General features: G+C 54.3%; 20 protein-coding genes. 3 read left to right on the top strand and 17 right to left on the bottom strand.

The window, feature by feature from the left end; all coding sequences use genetic code 11:
* Positions 1 to 5: 5 nt before the first annotated feature.
* The 6 genes from ung to DFR26_RS08140 form a co-directional block, all read right to left on the bottom strand.
* Positions 6 to 683 carry a uracil-DNA glycosylase gene (gene ung, locus DFR26_RS08165; protein ID WP_116208464.1) on the bottom strand — a complete coding sequence of 226 codons (678 nt, stop codon included), beginning with the start codon at positions 681 to 683 and terminating at the stop codon, positions 6 to 8.
* Positions 677 to 1,348 carry a TetR/AcrR family transcriptional regulator gene (locus DFR26_RS08160; RefSeq protein ID WP_116208463.1) on the bottom strand — a complete coding sequence of 224 codons (672 nt, stop codon included), beginning with the start codon at positions 1,346 to 1,348 and terminating at the stop codon, positions 677 to 679. The genes ung and DFR26_RS08160 overlap by 7 nt, the downstream gene beginning before the upstream one ends.
* 79 nt (positions 1,349 to 1,427) lie before the next feature.
* On the bottom strand, positions 1,428 to 2,552 hold the full coding sequence (locus DFR26_RS08155) for an OmpA family protein (RefSeq protein WP_116208462.1): 1,125 nt from the start codon (positions 2,550 to 2,552) through the stop codon (positions 1,428 to 1,430).
* Positions 2,553 to 2,669: 117 nt separating this feature from the next.
* The gene (locus tag DFR26_RS08150) at positions 2,670 to 3,485 is read right to left on the bottom strand and encodes a MerR family transcriptional regulator (RefSeq protein ID WP_116208461.1); all 816 of its coding nucleotides are present in this window, start codon (positions 3,483 to 3,485) and stop codon (positions 2,670 to 2,672) included.
* A gap of 154 nt (positions 3,486 to 3,639) precedes the next feature.
* Complete coding sequence (locus DFR26_RS08145) at positions 3,640 to 5,814, bottom strand: 3-hydroxyacyl-CoA dehydrogenase NAD-binding domain-containing protein (RefSeq protein WP_116208460.1); 2,175 nt, start codon at positions 5,812 to 5,814, stop codon at positions 3,640 to 3,642.
* 60 nt (positions 5,815 to 5,874) lie between these two features.
* Positions 5,875 to 7,086 (bottom strand): acetyl-CoA C-acetyltransferase, encoded by a 1,212-nt coding sequence (locus DFR26_RS08140; RefSeq protein ID WP_116208459.1) that lies wholly within the window; start codon positions 7,084 to 7,086, stop codon positions 5,875 to 5,877.
* Positions 7,087 to 7,337: 251 nt separating this feature from the next.
* Between DFR26_RS08140 and DFR26_RS08135 the strand changes: the two genes are divergently transcribed.
* Positions 7,338 to 7,646 (top strand): Mpo1-like protein, encoded by a 309-nt coding sequence (locus DFR26_RS08135; RefSeq protein WP_116208458.1) that lies wholly within the window; start codon positions 7,338 to 7,340, stop codon positions 7,644 to 7,646.
* A gap of 15 nt (positions 7,647 to 7,661) precedes the next feature.
* Here DFR26_RS08135 and nqrM read toward each other — a convergent pair whose 3' ends face one another.
* The 10 genes from nqrM to yaaA form a co-directional block, all read right to left on the bottom strand.
* Positions 7,662 to 7,895, bottom strand: a complete 234-nt coding sequence (nqrM, locus tag DFR26_RS08130) for a (Na+)-NQR maturation NqrM (protein WP_181899025.1) — start codon at positions 7,893 to 7,895, stop codon at positions 7,662 to 7,664.
* Between the two features lie 2 nt (positions 7,896 to 7,897).
* Complete coding sequence (locus DFR26_RS08125) at positions 7,898 to 8,992, bottom strand: FAD:protein FMN transferase (protein WP_147300283.1); 1,095 nt, start codon at positions 8,990 to 8,992, stop codon at positions 7,898 to 7,900.
* A 5-nt stretch (positions 8,993 to 8,997) separates the two neighbouring features.
* The gene (gene nqrF, locus DFR26_RS08120; RefSeq protein ID WP_116208456.1) at positions 8,998 to 10,236 is read right to left on the bottom strand and encodes an NADH:ubiquinone reductase (Na(+)-transporting) subunit F; all 1,239 of its coding nucleotides are present in this window, start codon (positions 10,234 to 10,236) and stop codon (positions 8,998 to 9,000) included.
* Positions 10,237 to 10,248: 12 nt separating this feature from the next.
* Complete coding sequence (nqrE, locus tag DFR26_RS08115) at positions 10,249 to 10,866, bottom strand: NADH:ubiquinone reductase (Na(+)-transporting) subunit E (RefSeq protein WP_116208587.1); 618 nt, start codon at positions 10,864 to 10,866, stop codon at positions 10,249 to 10,251.
* Positions 10,867 to 10,884: 18 nt separating this feature from the next.
* Positions 10,885 to 11,556 carry an NADH:ubiquinone reductase (Na(+)-transporting) subunit D gene (locus DFR26_RS08110; RefSeq protein WP_116208455.1) on the bottom strand — a complete coding sequence of 224 codons (672 nt, stop codon included), beginning with the start codon at positions 11,554 to 11,556 and terminating at the stop codon, positions 10,885 to 10,887.
* A gap of 2 nt (positions 11,557 to 11,558) precedes the next feature.
* Positions 11,559 to 12,344, bottom strand: a complete 786-nt coding sequence (locus tag DFR26_RS08105) for a Na(+)-translocating NADH-quinone reductase subunit C (protein ID WP_116208454.1) — start codon at positions 12,342 to 12,344, stop codon at positions 11,559 to 11,561.
* Entirely contained in the window at positions 12,337 to 13,602 is a 1,266-nt protein-coding gene (locus DFR26_RS08100) for an NADH:ubiquinone reductase (Na(+)-transporting) subunit B (RefSeq protein WP_116208453.1), read from the bottom strand. Before DFR26_RS08100 ends, DFR26_RS08105 begins: the two co-directional genes overlap by 8 nt.
* Positions 13,603 to 13,605: 3 nt before the next feature.
* Positions 13,606 to 14,940: a Na(+)-translocating NADH-quinone reductase subunit A gene (locus tag DFR26_RS08095; protein WP_116208452.1), complete on the bottom strand. Its 1,335-nt coding sequence runs from the start codon at positions 14,938 to 14,940 to the stop codon at positions 13,606 to 13,608.
* 131 nt (positions 14,941 to 15,071) lie between these two features.
* Complete coding sequence (locus DFR26_RS08090) at positions 15,072 to 16,526, bottom strand: glyceraldehyde-3-phosphate dehydrogenase (protein ID WP_116208451.1); 1,455 nt, start codon at positions 16,524 to 16,526, stop codon at positions 15,072 to 15,074.
* Between the two features lie 117 nt (positions 16,527 to 16,643).
* Positions 16,644 to 17,438 (bottom strand): peroxide stress protein YaaA, encoded by a 795-nt coding sequence (gene yaaA / locus DFR26_RS08085; RefSeq protein WP_116208450.1) that lies wholly within the window; start codon positions 17,436 to 17,438, stop codon positions 16,644 to 16,646.
* 104 nt (positions 17,439 to 17,542) lie between these two features.
* Between yaaA and DFR26_RS08080 the strand changes: the two genes are divergently transcribed.
* Positions 17,543 to 18,412: an MBL fold metallo-hydrolase gene (locus DFR26_RS08080; RefSeq protein ID WP_116208449.1), complete on the top strand. Its 870-nt coding sequence runs from the start codon at positions 17,543 to 17,545 to the stop codon at positions 18,410 to 18,412.
* Positions 18,413 to 18,448: 36 nt separating this feature from the next.
* On the top strand, positions 18,449 to 19,804 hold the full coding sequence (locus tag DFR26_RS08075) for an ABC1 kinase family protein (protein ID WP_116208448.1): 1,356 nt from the start codon (positions 18,449 to 18,451) through the stop codon (positions 19,802 to 19,804).
* A gap of 42 nt (positions 19,805 to 19,846) precedes the next feature.
* On the opposite strand, the gene DFR26_RS08070 is transcribed toward DFR26_RS08075, so the two are convergent.
* Positions 19,847 to 20,353, bottom strand: a complete 507-nt coding sequence (locus DFR26_RS08070; protein ID WP_220375742.1) for a hypothetical protein — start codon at positions 20,351 to 20,353, stop codon at positions 19,847 to 19,849.
* Between the last annotated feature and the right edge of the window lie 80 nt (positions 20,354 to 20,433).

Raw genomic sequence — 20,433 nt, 5'->3', positions numbered from 1 at the left:
AGCTCCTAAAGTGCTGCCCAATCAATCGCCGGGCTGTGCTGTGCTCGCAACAAAGCATTGGTTTGTGAAAAATGCCGCGAGCCAAACCAGCCGCCGCGATTGGCCGCTAAGGGAGAAGGATGTGCGGCGGTTAAAACGTGATGACGCTGACGGTCAATGAGCTGGCCTTTACGCTGGGCATAACCACCCCACAGTAAGAACACAATGCCTTCGCGCTGCGCATTCAGCGCGGCAATCGCGGCATCGGTAAACTGCTCCCAGCCTTGTCTCTGGTGCGATGCGGCCTCGCCTGCACGCACCGTCAACACGCTGTTGAGCAGCAGCACACCTTGCGCCGCCCATGCCGATAAATCGCCCGAAGTCGGTGCAGCGACCTGACAATCACTGCTGATTTCGTGAAATATATTGCGCAATGAAGGCGGCAAGCGCTGACCATTGGCCACCGAGAAGCTCAGCCCATGTGCCTGGCCTTCGCCGTGGTAAGGATCTTGGCCAATAATCACCACCCGCACGCGCGCAAATGGCGTGGCATGAAAAGCCGCAAAGCATTGCGCACTGGGTGGAAATACGCGGTGGCCTGCTTCGCGCTCAGCGCGTAAAAAATCGCGCAATGACTGCATATAGGGCTGCGTAAACTCATCGCCGATGTGCGCCTGCCAGCAGGCAGGCAATACCGCTACCATAAGCCGCGCATTTGGTAGGCCATGGCCTCGCGCACCCAGCCCGGCCGATGCGTGGCGGTGCCATGAATGAGACCTTCATATTCCACGCGGCGCACCGCCCCGAGCAATGTTCGTGCAGCTTGTTCGTCATTAGTCAGCTGAAAGCGCGCTAAACACGGGAGCAATAGCCGTATCCACGCCAGCGCCATATCGCGCACCGCCGCTTTTAATTCGGCATCATGTAATGCCGCATACCAAAAAGCATATTCCATGACCAAATGCTCGCGATGGTCATGCAACCGTAGCTCAATAAACTCCGTGGTTAATTCCACTAAAATCGTCTCAAGCTCTTCACGATTGGCGTCAGGCGGCAAAGCCGCTAGTTCGATCTCCGCGCGCTGCCAAAACGGCTGCGTAAACTGCGCCAATGACTCGTGCGCAAACAGCTGAAATGATTCGACCAATAGCGCTTGAATGTCTTTGAAGTAGTAAGTGGTAGAGGCCAGCGGCACGCCGGCCGCTTTCGCCACCGCGCGATGTTTCACACCACGCACGCCGTCAGCCAATACCACCTGCCACGTGGCGCGTAATATGGCCACACGGCGCTCTTCACCACGGGCTTGGCGCTGTACGGTGGCCGAGGTTTTGGTCTCGGTAATGCTACTTGCAGTCGGGGATGATGTCATAGCGCGCTAAAATATAAGAACTCAAACACAGAAACAAGAAAGGGCCCCGAAGGACCCCATCATGTTCACCGCGAAACCATTACTTCTGGATGCGGAACTCAACGCGGCGGTTTACTTCACGGCCGGCTTCGTTGTCATTGCTCGCCACTGGGCGGGTTTCACCGTAGCCCACGGCTTGCAGACGATTCGCTTCAATACCATAACCGATCAAGTAATCGCGGACTTCGTTGGCACGATCACGCGACAGTTTGAGGTTGTAGGAATCGCTACCACGGTTATCGGTATGGCCAGCAATAGTCACGCGTGCCGAGCTATCGGAACGCAGGAAAGCCACGGCATTTTCCATCAAGCGCTGGGCATTGGTGGTTAAACGAGCTGAGTCAAAGTCGAAGGTAATGTCGCGCATCACCAAGGTTTGCTCGATGACGCAGCCGTTACCGTCAACTTTAGCGCCAGCGGGTGTGTTAGGGCACTTATCAGCGGCATTGATCACGCCATCACTGTCGTCATCAACGGGCTCCGGCTCTTTGATCACTACGCGCTCAACGGGCACTTCTTTGATGACCACTTTCTCAACCGGCACTTCCTTAATGATGACTTCTGGCTCAGGCGTTTTGCCGATAGCCATTTCCAAGCCTAGGCCAGCACGGTAGTCAATTTTACCTTCGCTGCCGCCTGTGTCTTCATTGTAATCGTCGTAGACAGCGCGCAACTCACCGCGTAAACGAAGGCCGTCGAAGCCGAGAATGCTTTTAGTGAAACCGACACCGATATTGGCGTATGGCGACACTTCATCGCGGCCTGGCACGTCGTTATAGACGCCGCCAATACCAGCGAGAATGTAAGGTGTGAACTCGGAACGTTGACCGAAGGCGTATTGCAGATCGACGCCTAAGCCTGTTTGGTAGAAGTCCGTACCATTGCTCGTGCCCGTCTCAATGGTGTCACCGAAGAACTGACCTTCAACCCACAGGTTATCGTTAATACGCTGACCAACGGCGGCTTGATAACCGAAGCTATCGCCAGACTCGTTGCGCGGTGAACGGTCTTTGTCGGCACGCATATAGAAACCACCGAAGTAGACATAGTTGTCGTACGATGAGCCGGTTTCTTCATCGGCCGCAACCGCAGTACCCGTGGCAGCAAGCACAGCCGCCGCCAGAGCGCCACGGACTAACAGAGCAGACTTAAACGATGTAGTCATGATTATTCCTTGTAAATAGTGCGTGTTATCAATATTTGTGTCGCAAGGTTAGCCGAAACTGACCATGCGGTATACCGTTGATATACAACAAACCAACAAAAATCCCAATGTCATTGGTCAGTCTTTGCGTTGCTGATCTGACTTCAGCGTGGCAAGTAGCGCATCCATTCGCTCACCTAAGTAGCGCTGAGTGGCCTTCTCCATGGCAGCTGAAACCTCCGCGGCCACCGCCATATCGGCGATTGGACGCAAACGCCAAATCACCTCAGCCATATGCGGCACTTCGCTGGCGGCAGGCATGGCATTTTTGCCCTGCGGCTCAAAGACGTGACGCACCACCAGCTGCAATAACGCATTGGCGACTTGCTCCACATTGCCACGCACGCCGGCCAAAATATCCAGCAAGTCGATCAGCGGCACGCCGAGTTTTGCCAACTCAACACCGGCATTAAATAAGCGCGGGCTGGGCACTTTAAAGCGCGGGCCATCGATCATGATGAGCTTTAAGCTGGCGGCTTTGGCAAGCGCTTCCGGGCTCATTTGACGCGGAAAAAATGCCATCAGCTCATTGAGCTCGTAATAGGCCGGCACATCTTCAGACCATGGCGAGGTAATGGCCTGCTCCAGTCCTAACAACTGGCGCAGGTCGTGGCCCTTTTCCCAGGCATCAATGAGCTCAGCAATATTGCCCAAGCTATAGCCGCGTGCCAACAAGGGGCCAATGACGCGTAAGCGCGCCAAATGCGCATCGGTATAAATGCCGGTGCGGCCGCGAATCTCGGGCGGCGGAATTAAGCCTTTATCTTGATAGGCGCGGACATTGCGCACCGTCATGCCGGCGGTTTGCGAGAGCTCATCGATGGTGAACTCGCGCGACGGCGTAATGACAGGAATGGCATCACTAATGGACGCGGGAATGGGTGAATCAGTCATCGGCCTCTGCTCAGCGGGCAAGTCGTGTGAATGCGCCTTAGCTTACGCCAAAGCCTCCATGCGAACAAAGAAAAAGACCCGAGCGGTTTAGGCATCGGGTCTTTTTGAGCGGGCTTGATGCAATTGCCATCAAGCCCTGCACACATCGAGTGAATTACTCGAAGGTTTTGCCACTCGCGGCCATGTCACGCAGCAGTTGCGGCGGCGTGAAACGATCACCAAATTTCGCCGCGAACGCATCAGCGCGCGCAACAAACTCCGGCAGACCAACATAGTTGATGTACTGCAACACACCGCCAGTCCATGGCGCCATGCCAATACCGAATACCGAACCGATGTTGGCATCGGCCACTGAGGTCAACACACCCTCTTCAAAGCAGCGCGCCGACTCAATGGCTTGGCGATACAAGAAGCGCGCTTGCAGCTCTTCAAACTCGCTCTCGTCAATGGCGACTTTATCTGCCTTGGTAAAGGTCTCAATGAGGCCCGGCCAGATGACTTTTTTGCCACCTTCTGGGTAGTCGTAGAAGCCTTTACCCGCCTTTTTACCAAAGCGACCAAACTCATCCATCATGCGATCGCTAATGGCGTTGGCCGGATGATCTGGCAAGGTTTTACCTTCTGCAGCCAAATCTTTCTCGGTTTGCACGCGCACTTTGCGACCCAAGTCCAAGCTCACTTCATCGGTAATAGCCAAGGGGCCAACCGGCATGCCGGCTTGCGCAGCGGCCTGCTCGATGCTGACCGGATGATAGCCTTCACCGACCATGGCCATGCCTTCCATAATGAATGTGCCGAACACGCGCGAGGTGAAGAAGCCACGTGAGTCATTGACCACGATAGGCGTTTTGCGAATCTGCAAGACGAAGTCGAAGGCTTTAGCCAAGGCCGCATCGGAGGTTTCATCACCACGGATGATTTCCACCAGGGGCATTTTGTCGACAGGCGAGAAGAAATGCAGACCGATGAAATTCTCGGGCTTTTTCGACGCCTTCGCCAAGCCAGTAATGGGCAAGGTTGAGGTGTTCGAACACATCAAGAAATCGGGCAATGCATTGGCTTCTGACAGCTCGGTGGCTTTGGCTTTCACCGCGCGGTCTTCAAATACTGCTTCCACAACAATATCGCAGCCGGCGAGATCGGTGTGGCTATCGGTGGTGCTGATCAGCGCCAGTGTCGCCTCGGCTTTGTCAGCGGCCATGCGGCCTTTGCTCACGCGCTTGTCGAGCAGGCCTTTGGTGTAGGCCTTGCCGCGCTCAGCCGCTTCCACGGTCTGATCGAGCAATACCACTTCGATGCCGACCATGGCGGAGACATACGCAATGCCCTGACCCATCATGCCAGCACCCAAGATGCCAACTTTCTTAGCCTTCCACACTGGATACGTGTCTTTGCTAGGGCGCGAACCGCCGCCATTGATCTTCTGTAAATCGAAGAAGAAGGCTTTGATCTGGTTTTTCGCCTGCTTGCCGGTCGCGAGCTTAATGAAATAACGCGACTCAATCGTCAGTGCGTTATCGAAGCTGACCTGAGCGCCCTCCACCACAGCCGACATAATGGCTTTTGGCGCAGGATAGTTGGCGTTTTTGGTTTGCTTACGCAGGTTGGCAGGGAACGCAGGCAGGTTCATCGCCAACGCGGGTGTTGATGGTGTGCCGCCGGGCATTTTATAGCCTGACTTATCCCAAGGCTGTTGCGCATTGGGGTTGGCTTTAATCCAAGCGCGGGCTTTCGCCAGCATGTCGTCAGCATCGGTGGCGAGCTCATCAATCAGGCCGGTCGATTGGGCTTTTTCAGCCTTCATGCGTGGGCCCTGCATGAGCACGCTCATCAAGGCATTTTGAATGCCGAGCATGCGTGTGACACGGGTCAGACCGCCGCCGCCGGGCAGCAAGCCCAGGGACACTTCGGGCAAACCGAACTCAGCTTTGGTACCGCCAATGGCGACGCGGTGATGACAGGCCAGTGCAATTTCCAAGCCGCCACCGAGCGCCGTGCCATTCATGGCGGCGACAACGGGCTTGCCCAACGTCTCTAAACCACGCAGTTGGCGATGCATTTCTTTCAATTCTGCGGCGAGCTTCGGCGCGTCTTCTGCAGTGGCTTGAATCAATAAACGCAAATCACCACCGGCGAAAAAGGTTTTCTTCGCCGACGTTAAAATCACACCGGCTATATCATTTTTCTCAGCGATCAGGCGATCAACAGTCTCACCCATGGATTTTTGGTACAAGGCGTTCATTGTGTTGGCCGACTGGTTCGGGTCGTCCATCGTTAAGACGACGATATTGTCGGCATCTTTTTCCCAGCGAATGGAGCTCTGGCTCATAATCGTTCTCTCAATAATGTGTTGCTGGCTGCTTCACGCAGCCGGCAAAAAGCGATGCGCTTAGACGCGCTCAATGATGGTGGCAATACCCATGCCGCCGCCGACGCAGAGCGTCGCCAAGCCGCGCTTCAAGCCACGACGCTCGAGCTCATCGAGCAAGGTGCTTAAGATCATGCAGCCGGTGGCGCCGAGTGGGTGACCCATGGCAATCGCGCCGCCATTGACGTTGGTGATGTCATGCGAGATGCCCATGTCTTTCATAAAACGCATGGCAACGGCTGCAAAGGCTTCGTTGATTTCCCAGAGATCGATGTCATCGGCCGTTAAACCGGCTTTCGCTAGGGCCTTGCGCGCCGCCGGTGCGGGACCGGTGAGCATGATGGTGGGATCAGCACCGCTCACGGCAGTCGCTAAGAAACGCGCGCGTGGCTTGAGGCCGAGCTTTTTGCCAGTGGCTTCGTTGCCAATCAGCATCAGGGCTGCGCCATCGACAATGCCGGACGAGTTAGCGGCGGTATGCACGTGGTCGATTTTCTCAATCCAATGGTATTTCTGCAGCGCCACGGCGTTGAAGCCGCCCATCTCACCCATCATCATGAATGACGGTTGCAGGCCGGCGAGTTTTTCCACTGTGGAATCGGGCTTGATGAACTCATCTTCGACCAATACATCGAGGCCGTTGATATCTTTCACTGGCACCACAGAGCCGTTGAAATAGCCTTGCGCACGGGCATTGGCGGCGCGTTTTTGCGACTCCACGGCATAGGTATCGATGTCGGTGCGGCTAAAGCCTTCGAGCGTGGCGATCAAATCGGCGCCAATGCCTTGTGGCACAAAGCCGGTGTCTAAGTTGGTGGCTGGGTCCATCGCCCAGGCGCCGCCGTCGGAACCCATGGGAATGCGCGACATGCACTCAACACCGCCGACCACGACTAAATCTTCAAAGCCGGAGCGTACTTTCATGGCGCCCATGTTGACGGCTTCTAAGCCGGAGGCGCAGAAACGGTTGAGCTGAACGCCAGCGGTTTCGTGTGGCCAATGCGCGGCGAGCGCGGCGGTTTTAGCAACGTCGGCACCTTGATCGCCAACGGGGGTGACGCAGCCGAGCACCACGTCATCGACGTGATTGATAAACTCAGCGCCGTTGCGCGCTTCTAACGACTTCATCAAGCCAACGACTAAATCAACCGGCTTGGTGGTGTGCAGTGAACCGTCTTTCTTACCTTTGCCACGCGGAGTGCGTACGGCATCAAAAATCAGGGCTTCCGTCATGATGGAATGTCCTCGTTGTATGAAAAAAACACGCCATGACTTCATAGTCAGCAGCGTGATCTAGACTGTCGGACGAATAGCGGCATGACACAATGACTGAAGACGACATTATGGCTGACGAAAACACTCAGCTTGATGCGTAATAAGCCCAGAGCACTTGGCAAGCTGAGCGCACTGAGTTACAAGTGCGTTATTACTTTTTTAAATTAGAAAGGTTTGGCCTGTAGCGCCAACACTGTGCGGAGATAACCATGAGCGACGCAAGATTTACCAGTTTTCGCGAGTTTTACCCGTTCTATTTGCAAGAACACAGCAACCGAACCTGTCGGCGCCTGCATTTTATTGGTACCACACTCGTACTCGCTCTGCTTGTAGGCGTCATGTTGACCGGCCAATGGCTGTGGTTATTCGCTTTCCCAGTGATTGGCTACGGTTTTGCGTGGGTCGGTCATTTTGTCTATGAGAAGAATCGCCCGGCTACCTTCAAGTATCCGATCTACAGCTTTATGGGCGATTTCGTGATGTACAAAGATATTTGCATGCGGCGCTTGAGCATCTGACCCCAGCGTTGCTGCTTAGACCTGACGACCAAGCTCTGCAGCCGTTGGCCGCTTACTGGTGGTGGCGGTTTCCGATTCGCACAGCGTGGGATTGTCTCCACAAATGGGGCATTCGCCATCGCGCATACCTAAGCGATTCAGACCACCGCAGGAGCCTTTAATCGGCTCGCGACCATTCATCACGCCAACCGCCATGCCCACCACCACGAGGGCAATGACGACAAAACTGACAAGAAATAAGCTCAGCATAATTACTCCTGCGCACTTTTTTGAACCGGCAAATAGGGTGTGAATGCCGCGGAGTGACTTGCGTCGAACCCATCGGCTGTTTTAGCCACAACATAAGCCGCTAAACCAAGCTTATTGGCTGTTTGAATAGCCAGCTCAGGCGACAAAACACTGAGGGCTGTGGCCCACGCATCAGCAAGCGTGGCATCGTTATTGACCGGCGAAATAACGGTGACGGACACGCCATTATGCGTGATCGGCTTGCCCGTGCGCGGGTCAATGGTGTGTGAATAACGCACGCCATTACGCTCGAAATAATTGCGATAAGAGCCCGATGTCGACAACGAACCATCGCTCAACACCACTAACTGCTGAATGCCACCCTGCCCATCGGGTCGCTCAATGGCAACGCGCCATGGCGAGCCATCGGCGCGATTTCCGCGTGACTTCAACGTACCGGCCACGCTAACAAGAAAGTCACTGACGCCCAATGACTGCAACTCGCTGCTGAGTGCATCAACCGCAGCGCCCTCACCGACCGACGACAAATCAATAGTCACCGGTGCAAGTCGCTGGGCGCGTTCGTTTTTGCTCTCAAGCTGAACGTTTTGCCAACCTATTTGCGCTTTGGCACGCGCAGTGTCAGCGTCAGTGGGCACACGCGTGGTCTTACCCGTTGAGCCAAAACCCCACAGGTTCACCAATGGCGACACCGTCACGTCATAGGCATCTGCGGCCTGAGCAAATGAAGTCATTTGCGCGCTGACTTGCAAGGCACGGCTCAAGGCGTGCAATAGCATCGGGCTGACCGCATGCCATTCGCCAACACTGGCGCGATTAAAACGCATCAATTCAGTATCGGATTGATACGTCGACAACACGGTATTGGCTGCATCAAGACGTGCTTGCAGGCGTTGCTGCAACTGCTCGCGCGAGGTGTCTGTGGGCAAGGCAGCTAAGCTGACTTGCCATGCCATGGAATGATACGCCGTGCCCGACAGTCGAACACTGGCCACTTCGGCGCGTTGCTCAGTGGCCTCTGGTGTTGCGGGCTGACAGCCCAGCATGAGCATGCTGAGCACAAGGCTCATCCCTAACGTGTGTATGCGATGAGCCATGAACACTAACCCCCAAAGTCATCCAACAAGATGTTTTCATGATCAACACCTAAATCTTCAAGCATCTTAACAACGGCAGCATTCATCATGGGAGGGCCACACATGTAGAACTCACAATCTTCAGGCGCTGGGTGATTTTTCAGGTAGTTTTCCAGCAACACTTGGTGAATAAAACCGGTGTGGCCTGACCAATTATCTTCTGGCTGTGGCTCTGATAACGCCAAATGCCATTCAAAGTTAGGATTCGCTTCAGCCAGCGCATCGTACTCTTCGGCATAAAATGTTTCGCGCAATGAGCGCGCGCCATACCAAAAGCTGATTTTGCGTTGACTACCAAGGCGCTTGAGCTGATCAAACAAATGCGAGCGCATCGGTGCCATACCAGCACCACCGCCAATGAAGACCATTTCAGCATCGGTTTTCTTGGCAAAAAACTCACCAAAGGGTCCAAACACGGTGATTTTATCGCCGGGTTTCAGCGAAAACACATACGACGACATCTTGCCAGGTGCGATTTCGTCGAGCTGACGCAATGGCGGCGTGGCAATACGAATATTGAATTTCAGCAGGCCTTTTTCATCAGGGTAGTTCGCCATGGAGTAAGCACGAATGGTGGTTTCATCGACCTTTGATTTGACCTTAAACAGACCAAATTTTTCCCAGTCGCCACGATATTCCTCGGGAATATCCATATCGGCAAAATTTGCTTCATACGGCGGAATTTCGAGCTGCACATAACCACCAGCGCGGAAATTAACATCCTCGCCTTCAGGCAATTTGAGCACGAGCTCTTTAATGAACGTCGCCACGTTGTCGTTGGAGACAACCTCACATTCCCAGCGTTTTACGCCGAAAAAGGCCTCATCTAACTCGATTTCTAGGTCTTGCTTAACCTGCATTTGGCAGCCTAAGCGCCAGCCATCTTTGATTTCACGCTTGGTAAAATGTGGCTCTTCGGTTGGCAAAATATCGCCACCCCCAGACTTCACACGCACACGGCATTGGCCGCAGGTTCCACCGCCACCACAGGCCGATGATAAGAAGATTTTTTCGTCAGCCAAGGCCTGTAAAAGCTTGCTACCGCTACTGATCTCAAGGCGCTTTTCAGGATCTTCATTGATATCGACTGAGACAGCCCCCGTCGAGACCAGCTGCGAACGCGCTGCCAAAATAAACATCACTAGCAACAACACAGTGCCAGTGAACATCAGCATTGAGAGGATAATGACCAGTTGGGTGGACATCGTGTTACCTCCTTAAAGTTGAATGCCGGAGAAGGACATGAAGCCAAGTGACATCAAGCCTACCGAAATAAAGGTGATGCCCAAGCCTTCCATGCCACCGGGCACATCACTGTATTTGAGCTTTTCGCGAATGGCCGCGAGTAGCACGATGGCCAGCGCCCATGACACACCTGAACCGACGCCATACACCACGGACTCAGGTAAGTTGTAATCGCGCTCTTGCATAAACAATGAGCCACCTAAAATCGCGCAGTTCACGGTAATCAGCGGCAGATAAATGCCCAACGCGTTGTAGAGAGCTGGCAAGTATTTATCGCACGCCATCTCGATAACCTGCACCATGGCAGCAATAGTACAAATATAGGTAAGCAGCGACAGGAAGCTCAAATCAATGGCGCTGGCGCCCTCAAGACCCGTCCACTGCAAACCACCCTCTTTGAGAAAGTATTGCCACATCAGGTTGTTGACCGGCACGGTGATGGTTTGCACCACCACCACCGCCATGCCCAGCGAAAACGCCGTGGTGACCTTTTTGGAAATCGCCAAAAACGTACACATGCCCAAGAAGAAGGCCAGCGCCATGTTCTCAATGAACACCGAGCGCACAAATAAACTAAGGTAATGCTCCAACATAATGTCTCTCCTGCCTTAGTGCGTCGGGGTCGCGCGCGAATTCGGCGCAATGCGGAAATCAGCGGCTTCTTGTTGATCGGTTTTCCATGAGCGCAGCGCCCAAATAATAAGACCAATCAAGAAGAATGCCGATGGTGGCAGCAGCAACAAACCATTAGGCACATACCAGCCGCCATTGCTCACGGTCGGCAGCACCGTCAGGCCAAAAAACGTGCCAGAGCCTAAGACTTCACGTACCAGCGCAACGAGGAGCAGCAGCGCCGAATAGCCCAAGCCATTACCCAGGCCATCAATAAAGCTCATGGTGGGTGGGTTTTTCATGGCAAAGGCTTCGAGGCGACCCATGACGATACAGTTGGTGATAATCAGACCAACAAACACCGACATTTGCTTCGCAATACCCGGCGCAAAGGCGCGCAACACCTGATCAACAATAATTACCAGTGTGGCAACGATCACCATTTGCACAATAATGCGAATCGAGTTGGGGATAACGCTACGAATAATCGACACGAATAGGCTGGCAAATGCCGCCACAGCAGTCAGACCAATCGACATCGCCAAGGCGGTGTTCATATTGGACGTAACAGCAAGTGCGGAGCAAATACCCAGCACCTGAAAAATGACCGGATTCGTGTTGAGGATCGGGCCTAATAAAATCGATTTGACGGGGGCTTGATCGGACATGATTACACTCCTGACTCGCGGACTTTGCTTAGGAATGCTTTAAAGCCTAAGTCGCCCATCCAAAATTCAACCATATTGCTGACGCCGTTACTGGTCAGTGTGGCACCAGAAAGTGCATCCACTTGGTATTGTGCATCGGGCTTTGCTGGATCCACACCGCCTTTTTTAAGTGCCAGTTGTGGCTCGCCTGCCGGCCCATAAACATGCTTACCAACCCACTGTGCCTGCCATTTGGGATTGTCGATTTCACCGCCCAAACCAGGTGTTTCCGCCTGATCAGTAAAGGTAATGCCGGCAACGGTATTGGCATCTTTTTCAAGCACCAAATAGCCATACATGGTCGACCACAACCCATAGCCCGATACCGGCAAGACCAAGCGGCTTAGCTCACCTTGATCATCGCGCAGCACATAGACATCGGCTTTTTCGGCACGACGCTTAATGTCGGCGACATCTTGCTCTCCGCTTAAGGCCATGGAGCTTTCGGGCTGCTTGGTGGCTTTGCGCTGGTCGTAGCGATCGTCGAGATCAATGCGCGTGTAGGCACCGGTATTGAGATCAACAAGATAGCGCTCAAATTGCTGGAACTTCGCGCCGACTTCCTCAGCATCACCTTGGCCTTCCGACAATACACCGGCGGCGGCTAAGATTTTGCGCTGTTTATCGAGCGCTTGGTTCGCTAGCTGGATGGGCTTCAGCATGGTCACGGCAACCGCTAAGGCCACCGAGCAGACCACCGACAGTACGAGTGCTACGGTGATGGTTTTGACTTGAGATTCATTAGCCATTGCGTGCAAGCCTCCGGTTAATGTTGGACTGCATAACGAAGTAATCGATAAGTGGCGCGGTCAGGTTGGCGAACAAAATTGCCAACATCATGCCTTCGGGATACGCCGGGTTGACGATGCGAATGAGCGCGACCATGACACCAATGACGATGCCGAATATCCAGCGCCCGGTGTGCGTCATCGAGGATGAGACTGGGTCGGTGGCCATAAACACCATGCCAAAGGCATAGCCACCCAGCACCAAATGCCAATACCACGGCACACCAAACATCGGATTGGTGTCTGAGCCAATGGCATTAAACAAAGAGGTCGTTGCGATCATGCCAATGAGCACGCCGCCCATGATGCGGAATGAGGCCACGCGTGTGGTCAACAAAATCACCGCACCAATGGCAATGCCCAAGGTCGATACCTCACCCATGGAGCCAGGCACATTGCCAATGAACGCATCAAACCAGGTGATGGCTTGCAAACCGCCATCGCTCACGCGTTGCAGCGCCTCAATGCCCGCGGCTTTGGCTTGGCCAAGTGCCGTCGCGCCTGTCCAGCCATCAATGGCCTGACCCCAAAGCGCTGGATTCACCGCAGTCCAGACAGTGTCGCCAGAGAGCTGTGCGGGATAGGCAAAGAACAAAAACGCACGCGCTGACAGCGCCGGGTTGACGAAGTTTTTACCAGTACCGCCGAACACTTCTTTGGCAATCACCACACCAAAGGTGATGCCCAACGCCACTTGCCAGAGCGGTACGGTGGGAGGCAGCGTTAAAGCAAACAGCACCGAGGTAACAAAGAAGCCTTCATTAACTTCGTGACCACGCTTTTGCGCAAACATGACTTCCCAGAAACCGCCCACAATAAACGTGGTGAGATAAACCGGCACAAAGAAGGTGGCGCCATACACGAAGCAATGCCACAGATTGGTGGAATCAAAGCCGGCTAATAAAGAAATGACCCAGACCCGCCAGGCATCAACGGCCATATCCGGTGTGCCGCCAGGCACGTTATCGAGCACGGTCAGCGCTTGATTACCGATATTCCACATGCCCAAAAACATGGCCGGGAATGTCGCCATCCAGACCAAAATCATGATGCGTTTTAAGTCGATGGAGTCGCGCACATGCGAGGACGTGTGCGTGACCTGTTTTGGGCTGTAGAAAAATGTATCAACGGCCTCAAACAACGCCGCCCAGTTTTCGTGCTTGCCACCCTTTTGGAAATCAGGAGCCATCTGCTCGAGTTTATTTTTTACCCAACTCACGGCTTAACCCTCCTTCTCAATGCGGGTCAACACATCACGCAAGATGGGACCGTATTCATATTTCCCGGGGCATGCGTATGTGCACAGCGCCAGATCTTCTTCGTCTAACTCCAGCGCACCTAGTGCCACGGCTTGATCATCATCGCCAACGATTAGGCTACGCAGAAGCTGCGTGGGCAAAATATCTAGGGGCATGATGGCTTCGTAAGCACCCACTGGCACCATGGCACGTTCGGAGCCATTGGTGCTGGTGGTGAGTGCAAACTCACGTTTCAAAAACTTACCAAAATACAAGTTCAGCACCGAGCTGCGATGCGTGCCCGGACGAACATAGTGCAGCAACTCGCGCTCGCGGCCTTCCTCGAGTGCCGATACTTGCAGATGATATCGGCCTAAATACGCCTCAACGCCGCGTGCTTGCCGGCCAGACAACACCGAACCAGAAATGCTGCGGTTTTCCCCAGCGGCAAGCTCACCATCGAGCAGCTCAGTAATGCTGGCACCCATTTGCGTGCGCACCAGACGCGGCTCTTTGACAACGGGGCCGCCAAGGCTAATAACGCGTTGCGTGTCGAGACGGCCGGTGACAAAGAGCCGACCAATCGCCATCACGTCTTGGTAATTAAGATGCCAGGCTTGGCGTTGCACATTGACCGGCGCAACAAAATGCATATGAGTGCCAACTAGGCCAGCCGGATGCGGGCCAGAGAAGGTTTCGACTCGCGCTTGACCGGTCGCAAAGCTGTCTTCGGGCGCTTTCGCGACAATGACCGGCGCACCCAAGCGTGCTAACACCGCCAAACCGTTCACGAAGGCTTGCTCATCTTCGGCAATGACTAGCACTGGATTGACCGCGTGCGGGTTGGTATCCATGGCGTTGACAAACAGCGCCGATGGGGTTGTGCCAGGCACGGGAATCTTGCTGAATGGCCGTGTGCGCAACGCGGTCCATAAGCCCGAAAGACGCAGCTGCTCAGTCACCGCCTCAGCGCTTAATGATGCCAAAGCATCGGGACTGTGCGCAGTAAACGTCTCGGCTTCACCAGCCGCAGCATCGATATCGATGACCAATGACAAAAACACGCGGCGAGCACCACGATTTACTGCGCGCACGCGACCGCTAGCGGGGGCCGTGAAAACCACGTCGGGATTTTTCTTGTCATTAAAAAGCACTTGCCCGCACCGCACCATATCGCCTTCAGCAACAGACATGGATGGTTGTAAGCCGGGGTAGTCGCCACCCACAATAGCTACCGAGCGCACCGCCGGTGAGCGGCTGATGGCTTGCTTGGGCGCTCCAGATAGAGGCAAATTCAAGCCTCGTTTGATTTTAATCATGGTGTATTCCAGCGCGTTTTAACGAGTCATTGCCGGCACAAACTGCATGTGCACGACCCAATAATTATCTATATAAAAAGCTCAAAAGTCGCTGAACAGGGCTATATCAAGCCCTACTCAGCGTGCGCAGCTTAACCCTCAACAGGTAACGACAGGTAATGCGCGCCTGCAATTTGCTCAGCAATACGCATGACTTGGCAGCTATAGCCCATCTCGTTGTCATACCAAACATAGAGGTTGGCACGGTTGCCATTCACGATCGTGGCTTGCGCGTCAAAGGCACCGGCGCAACGCGAACCGATAAAATCGGTCGACACGACTTCGGTGGAGTTGGTGTAGTCGATTTGCTCACCTAAGCTCGAATGCAGCGACACATTGCGCAAGAACTCGTTGATCTCTTCTTTAGTCGCCGCTTTGTCTAGGTTCAAGCTCAAAATAGCCATCGAGACATTAGGTGTCGGCACGCGAATCGAGCTGCCGGTGAGCTTGCCCAGCAACTCGGGCAGCGCTTTAGCCACGGCCTTAGCTGCGCCGGTCTCGGTGATGACCATATTCAACACCGCCGAACGACCACGACGGTCAGCCTTGTGGTAGTTATCAATGAGGTTTTGGTCATTGGTAAACGAGTGAACGGTTTCCACGTGGCCAGAGCTAATACCGAACTCATCATTCATTACCTTCAACACCGGCGTGATGGCGTTGGTGGTGCATGAAGCGGCCGATAAAATCGTATCGGCATCGCTGATGGTGTCGCTGTTGACGCCATAGACGATATTTTTGATGTCACCTTTGGCAGGTGCAGTGAGCACCACGCGCGCCACACCGGCACATTTCAAATGACGGCCCAGGCCTTCGCTATCTTTCAGCTTGCCGGTGTTATCAATCAGCAAGGCGTCTTTGATGCCATAGGCAGCGTAATCAACGTCTTCAGGGTTGCTGGCGTAAATGACTTTAATGAAATTGCCATTAGCGATGATGGCTTCGTTTTCTTCATCCACCGAAATCGTGCCTTCAAATGGTCCGTGAATAGAATCACGGCGCAGCAACGAAGCACGTTTTTGCAGATCACCATCGGTGGTTTTACGCACCACAATGGCACGCAGGCGCAGGCCGCCTTCATTACCGGCTTTCTCAATGAGTAAGCGCGCCAAAATACGACCAATGCGGCCAAAACCAAACAGCACAACATCACGCGGCTCGCCTAAAGATTTCAGGCCAACACCAGGTGCCACGGCCTTTTCCACGAAAGCGCGGAGATCTTGACCGGCACCGTGCTCACGGAAATCAATGGCAATTTTGCCGATATCGACTTGGCAAGCGCCAAGGCCTAAATCTTTCACCATTTCTAGAATGGGAAAGGTGTCGACCACCGACAAATCGCCGGCAATCATGCGCACGCGGCGGTGGTATTTGAGGATTTGAATCACTGAGCGATTCACTAAAGCACGGCCAAACACCGAAATGATGACGTTGTTTTCACGGTGTAAGTCGCCAATCTGCGGAATCATGGATTCGGCAATGGCTTCACGATTTTTCCAGCGGCCAAAATGATCGGCTTGCAGGGCTTTAATGGTATCGACTGACACGATAGAGAACCTCTTTAGGGCATTTTTAGACGGGCGAAGTTTACGGTTTTACGCCGCGCAGGACTAGCACTGTGATCGCAAGCCCCATGGATTGCGGATAAACGGTAGACAAAAGGACTAGCTTAGGGCGTTTTTATCAGCCTCACGCCGTGTAAAAACAGGCGCGTCGGGGCGCGATAAGGCGCGATCATAGCGATAGCCATCGATGTCGTAGCGGCACAATTCCTCGGGCTGACGAATGCGCTCTTGAATCAACCACGCCGCCATTCGGCCACGCGCTTTTTTGGCAAAAAAGCTAATAATCTTAAATTGACCGTTTTTTTCATCACGAAACTCCGGCGTGATGATCTGCCCAGCGAGTTTTTTTGGCTGCACAGCACGGAAGTATTCTTGCGAGGCTAAATTGACTAGAAACCCATCAGACTGCTCGGCCAAGGCCGCATTTAATGCCTGCGTGAGCGACTCACCCCAGAACTCATAGAGATTTTTGCCGCGCGCATTGACGAGATCAGTGCCCATTCCTAAGCGGTACGGACGCATATAGTCGAGCGGCCGCAACAGGCCATACAAGCCAGATAAAATGCGCAAATGCTGCTGCGCCTCGGCAAGGTCATCGGCAGAAAAACGCGAGACATCGAGGCCGGTGTAGACATCGCCCTTAAAGGCAAACAGCGCCGGTCGCGCCTCATCATCGCTAAATGCGGGCTGCCAGTCGTTGTAGCGCGCCACGTTGAGGCTGGCGAGCTTATCCGACAGGTGCATTAGGCTGGCAATATCGGCAGGCGATTTGACTTTTAGGACGTCAATCAGCTCAGCCGCTTCAGCAACGTATTGCGGCTGGGTGGGCTGTACAAATGCTGGCAGTGGAGTTTCGTAGTCGAGTGTTTTGGCTGGCGACACAACAATTAGCATGAGCGCTCCATCGTGGCGAAAAAAACACAGCATAGTATAGTCACGGCCAAACTCGCTTTATTGTGCGAAGAAAAATCACGCCCGCCGCTTTTGTTGAGAACGATATGGCTTTGACCGACTCCGTTGCCCTGCCGATTATTGCCGACACCCCGCAGCGTCTGAGCGCCCGCGTGTGGCGCATGACGGCGGCGAATCCGAGCATCATGACCGGCCCTGGCACCAATTCGTATCTGCTGATTGGCGCACGCTGCGTGGCACTAGTCGATCCCGGTCCGGCCGATGCCGCGCATCATCAGGCCTTACTCGCTGCAGTCGCCGAAACCGGCCTGCCGCTGACGCATATCCTGCTCACGCATACGCATCGTGACCATTCGCCGGGCACCTCGGCGCTGGTGGCAGCCACCGGTGCGCGCGTCTGCGGCATGTTTCCACTCGCCGATGACCCCAGCCAAGATCGCGACACCGTGATCGATGAGACGCTGGTCGATGGCCAATGCTTCGATGCCTTGGGCTGGCCACTAGAAGTCATTCATACGCCCGGCCACGTCGAGAATCACCTATGCTTTCATTGCCCCGATGAGCATTGGCTGATCACCGGCGACCATATTATCCAGGGCTCCACGGTGGTGATAATCCCGCCGCATGGCCGCCTAGGCGACTATGTGCGCTCGCTCAATAAACTGCTGGGGCGTGGCATCAAGTATTTGCTGCCTGGTCATGGCAGCGTCATGCCAGAGGCCGAAAGCGTGGTCGCTGCTACCGTGGCGCATCGCTTAAAGCGCGAGCAAAAAGTCATCGATGCCCTCGCCGCTCACCCGCCCGCCAGCCTCGCCGACTGGGTGCCGATTGTCTACGATGATGTCTCGCCGAGCCTGCACCCCATTGCCCGATTTAGCTTGTGGGCGCACCTGCTCAAGCTCGCCGAAGACGGCGTGGTCACGGAGACCGACGGCATTTGGCAGCCAATGCGCTAAACTACCCGCCATCTGATTATCGCAAGGATTGTGTACATGGCTGATGACCGCCTAAAACGCTTGAAAACTGGCGCCTTTGAACGCCGCTTTTCGATCGCCAAAGCCTCGTTTGTGGCCGGATCGCGCATGGCCGCCTCGGCCGCCGGTTCGCTTTTTTCGGCGCCGGAAAATCGCGCCACGGCACGCCGGCAAGCCTTGGCCGAACAAGCCGAATACTTAGTTGGCGAACTCGGTCAGTTAAAAGGCAGCGTGGTGAAAATTGGCCAAATGATGGCGCTTTATGGCGAACATTTTTTGCCCGAAGAAATCACCTCGGCGCTGCACAAGCTCAACGACTCCACCGCCAGCCTCGAGTGGGCCACACTGGAGCCTATTGTGCGCGAGCAGCTTGGCAGTCGTTTTGATGAGCTGATCATTGACCCTGAGCCTTTGGGCGCGGCATCTTTGGCGCAGGTGCATCGCGCGCAACGGCGCAGCGACGGCGCCGAATTAGTGCTTAAAATTCAATATCCTGGCGTGGGCGATGCCATCGATAGCGACTTGAGTCTAGTCACCAGCATGCTGCGCCTAACCCGCGCTGTGCCGCAAACACGCGAATTCGACGAATGGCTCGATGAAGTGCGCATGATGATGCATCGCGAGGTCAATTATCCGCTCGAAGCCGAAACCACCCGGCATTTCCGTGATTATTTAAAAGATGACCCGCGCTTTATCGTGCCGCAGATATACCCCGAATATTGCAGCGACAAGCTCATTGTCATGTCGTTTGAGACCGGAGTGCCGGTTAATAGCGCGACCATCATGGCGCTGCCGCAAGCCCGCCGCGATTCCATTTCGCTGGCCGCACTAGAAGTCTGCTGCCGCGAAGTGTTTGTTTGGGGCCAGCTGCAAACCGATCCCAACTTCGGTAATTACCTAGTCAAACTCAGCGATGACGGCACTAGCGACCAAATCGTCTTGCTCGATTTTGGCGCGGTGCGCGACTTCCCCGATGAGCTTTTGAACCTCGCCCGCAACCTCACACGCGCCTGCTTTGATCGCGATCGCGAGGCCATGCGCGCGGCCATGACCGGCTTTAAGTTTCTCGATAGCTTGCAGCCCAATGTGCGTGAAGGCTTTTTGGATCTCGCCCTGCTCGCCTTCGAGCCATTTGCCGATAACGCCCATGTGCCGGCCGACATTCTCAACGCGCAAGGTCAGTATTGTTGGGCAAAAAGTCAGCTGCACAAACGCGCGGCCTCGCAGGCCGCACGCTCAGCCGCGAGCCGGCATTTTAGTGTGCCGCCGAAAGAGTTTATGTTTTTGAGCCGCAAACTCATGGGCGCTTACACCTTTATGACGGTGATGGATGCTCAGCTCGATGGCCGCAGTCTATTGGCTAAATACCTCTAAGCGTTACAGCAAAAAGGCCTCTTCTGAGGCCTTTTTAATGCGCTATAGCAATGGCGACAGTGTCTGCCAAACCCCAACGGCCAACACCGCCACACCGGCGATTTCCACCAACGCCAGCAAACCCATAAAGCCGTGAATCATGACACCGGGCAGATGCCGCTTGCCGAGCACATAGGGCTTGGCCAATTGATTGCGCGTGTCATTTAAATAGCCATGCACCATATAGGTGAATACCGCGCTGGCAAAGAAAAACAGCGGCCCGGCGGTGGCCCACCAGGTCATTGTCGGCGAAAATGGGCTTAGCGCCGCCATAAAAGCCACCAACAGCGCTGAAAATGAATACATCAGCGATGATCGGTGGGCAATATCAACATAATACGGTGCGCGCGATTGCGGGCTGGTGGCAATGGCCAAATACTTCCACAAACCGGTAAGCAAGCCGGTCATCAGCAAGCCACTCGCGGCTAGCAGCGCCAAGCTGATACTCGTGATTTGCTGCTCAGCACCTACTAATAAGGTATGAATGATAGGGAAGTCGTTTAAAGCCATAGTTTATTACTCATTTTTATCAAAAGGTTTTGCAAAGCGTCATATTGACCATTATCTTAGCGCGTGACTAACTAGTCGCC

The organism is Paraperlucidibaca baekdonensis (assembly GCF_003387535.1).
Classification (GTDB): domain Bacteria; phylum Pseudomonadota; class Gammaproteobacteria; order Pseudomonadales; family Moraxellaceae; genus Perlucidibaca; species Perlucidibaca baekdonensis.
The sequence above is the reverse complement of the archived record's forward strand: the minus strand, read 5'-3'. Positions and strand labels throughout refer to the sequence as shown.

Excerpts from the sequence above, each read along its gene's own strand:
- DFR26_RS08125 (WP_147300283.1), bottom strand. The coding sequence starts at position 8,992 with ATGGCTCATCGCATACACACGTTAGGGATGAGCCTTGTGCTCAGCATG.
- yaaA (WP_116208450.1), bottom strand. The coding sequence starts at position 17,438 with ATGCTAATTGTTGTGTCGCCAGCCAAAACACTCGACTACGAAACTCCA.
- DFR26_RS08155 (WP_116208462.1), bottom strand. The coding sequence starts at position 2,552 with ATGACTACATCGTTTAAGTCTGCTCTGTTAGTCCGTGGCGCTCTGGCG.
- DFR26_RS08110 (WP_116208455.1), bottom strand. The coding sequence starts at position 11,556 with ATGTCCGATCAAGCCCCCGTCAAATCGATTTTATTAGGCCCGATCCTC.
- DFR26_RS08070 (WP_220375742.1), bottom strand. The coding sequence starts at position 20,353 with ATGGCTTTAAACGACTTCCCTATCATTCATACCTTATTAGTAGGTGCT.
- ung (WP_116208464.1), bottom strand. The coding sequence starts at position 683 with ATGGTAGCGGTATTGCCTGCCTGCTGGCAGGCGCACATCGGCGATGAG.
- DFR26_RS08145 (WP_116208460.1), bottom strand. The coding sequence starts at position 5,814 with ATGAGCCAGAGCTCCATTCGCTGGGAAAAAGATGCCGACAATATCGTC.
- DFR26_RS08140 (WP_116208459.1), bottom strand. The coding sequence starts at position 7,086 with ATGACGGAAGCCCTGATTTTTGATGCCGTACGCACTCCGCGTGGCAAA.
- DFR26_RS08080 (WP_116208449.1), top strand. The coding sequence starts at position 17,543 with ATGGCTTTGACCGACTCCGTTGCCCTGCCGATTATTGCCGACACCCCG.
- nqrF (WP_116208456.1), bottom strand. The coding sequence starts at position 10,236 with ATGTCCACCCAACTGGTCATTATCCTCTCAATGCTGATGTTCACTGGC.
- DFR26_RS08160 (WP_116208463.1), bottom strand. The coding sequence starts at position 1,348 with ATGACATCATCCCCGACTGCAAGTAGCATTACCGAGACCAAAACCTCG.
- DFR26_RS08075 (WP_116208448.1), top strand. The coding sequence starts at position 18,449 with ATGGCTGATGACCGCCTAAAACGCTTGAAAACTGGCGCCTTTGAACGC.
- DFR26_RS08135 (WP_116208458.1), top strand. The coding sequence starts at position 7,338 with ATGAGCGACGCAAGATTTACCAGTTTTCGCGAGTTTTACCCGTTCTAT.
- DFR26_RS08095 (WP_116208452.1), bottom strand. The coding sequence starts at position 14,940 with ATGATTAAAATCAAACGAGGCTTGAATTTGCCTCTATCTGGAGCGCCC.
- DFR26_RS08105 (WP_116208454.1), bottom strand. The coding sequence starts at position 12,344 with ATGGCTAATGAATCTCAAGTCAAAACCATCACCGTAGCACTCGTACTG.
- nqrM (WP_181899025.1), bottom strand. The coding sequence starts at position 7,895 with ATGCTGAGCTTATTTCTTGTCAGTTTTGTCGTCATTGCCCTCGTGGTG.
- DFR26_RS08150 (WP_116208461.1), bottom strand. The coding sequence starts at position 3,485 with ATGACTGATTCACCCATTCCCGCGTCCATTAGTGATGCCATTCCTGTC.